The organism is Acetatifactor sp., assembly GCF_982438285.1.
On sequence record NZ_CEWDFQ010000472.1, the window covers coordinates 1 to 1,870 of the forward strand.

Genomic DNA, 1,870 nt, shown 5'->3' on the forward strand with positions numbered 1-1,870 from the left:
GCCTCCTCTCCCATATCTTTCGCGCTGATATGCGCGGTCCACAGCTCTCTGTAAAGAGAATTGTTCCTTAACAACTCTTTGTGCGTTCCCTGGCCTTTGATGCACCCTTGATCCATCACCAGTATCTTATCTGCGCCCACGATGGTAGAAAGACGGTGGGCAATGACAATCAACGTTTTCCCTTTTACCAGTTCATTGATCGATGCCTGAATAACAGCCTCATTCTCCGGGTCGGTAAATGCGGTAGCCTCATCCAGTACCACCACGGGGCTGTTTTTTAAGATCGCCCTGGCAATGGCAATGCGCTGGCGCTCCCCACCGGACAGGCTCCCGCCGCCGTCTCCCACCAGCGTATCATATCCCTTCGGCAGGGCAGAAATAAATTCATGGCAGCTCGCCTGCTTTGCGGCGCTTACAATTTCTTCGTCCGTCGCCCCCGGTTTCCCCATGCGGATATTTTCCTTCACGGACAGATGAAACAGGAAATTGTCCTGGGACACATAAGCCACGGTATCCATGACCTGTGAGAGCGGGATGTTCCGCACATCTACTCCGCCAATCTGTACTTCTCCGCTGTCCGCCTCCCAGAAAGAAGCGATGAGGCGCGCCGCCGTTGACTTGCCTGAGCCGGAGGGTCCCACAATCGCCGTCATACCGCCCGGTACCGCGTCAAAGCTAATCTGGTGCAATACCTCCGTATTTCCATATCCGAAGCAAACATTCCGGAAAGATATATGAGAATTAGGAAGTGTTACCCGTTCCTCCGGCCGTTGCATTTCCTCTGTTTCCAAAAGCCCGGCAATCTCTTTAACCGTGGAATCCACCATGGCAAGACTGTCCGTATATTGCAGCGCCTGAATCAGTGGCTTGACTAATCCAAGGGCGAGGATCACACAGGTAATCAAAACCGGCGTTTCCAGGCTGCCCTGTATATACAGATAGGCACCTAAAGGCAATACGCCCAGCAGGCAGGACGGCATAATAGAAATACCCGCCACATAGAAGCTGTTGGTCTGCTTAAACCAGGTCGTCTTTGCCGCTTCATTTTCTGTTACAGCATCCATATACCTGCCATAAGAGGCAGCGCTCTGGTTAAAAGCCTTGATGACTTCAATGCCGCCGATATATTCCACAATGGCGGCATCCATATTTTTCCCCGCAGTCAGTACACGGTCATACCGCTTTGCATAGTCCTTCATCATCCCCATGTAGCACACAAGACCAATAGGGATTGTAATCAGCGAAATCAAGGCAATGCGCCAGTCCAGGATAAAAAGATATACCATCATCAGAAGCGGGACAAGAATATTCGCTGTCAGCTCCGGTATCATGTGTGCTAGCGGCAGCTCCAGCTTTTCCACCGTATCCACCAGTAGGGTCTTGAATTTACCGGAAGGTGTATCCAGAATATAACCCATGGGCACACGGGAGAGCTTCGCTGTTAATTCCGTCCGGATATTCTTTAAAATCGTAAAAGCCGAGCGATGGCTGAGTATGGTAGAAACCGTTCCAATCCAGGTGCTCCCCAGATAGCCGAGAAGTGCGGCAAGCGCCCAGAAACCAACGGCCGTAAGGTCATAATTCTGTCCGCATATCTGAATCACAATCCGCGAAACCGCAAAATAGGGGACAATCCCGCACACAGAGCCAAGTATCGCCAATAAGACAGAGGCTGTCATTTTCCCTTTGCACTGTGTCGCAAACCGCAGGACCCAACTGAATGTGTTATTTTTTTTCTGTTCCATTTCCTGCTCCTTTCATTTTTTCTAAAACCGTTCCGCGCACAGTTCCAGATAAATCATCTCAAACTGTGCGGGCATAATAGCCATTGGAACATAGGCTCCCATAGGAGATAACGCAAATAAGCAAT

The 1,870-nt window shown here is 50.4% G+C and carries 1 protein-coding gene; it reads right to left on the reverse strand.

All coding sequences use genetic code 11. The features are described from left to right. Positions 1 to 1,745 (reverse strand): ABC transporter ATP-binding protein (locus AC1WIP_RS15370; RefSeq protein WP_481142648.1); only part of this gene is annotated, 1,745 nt, incomplete at its 3' end. Positions 1,746 to 1,870: the final 125 nt, after the last annotated feature.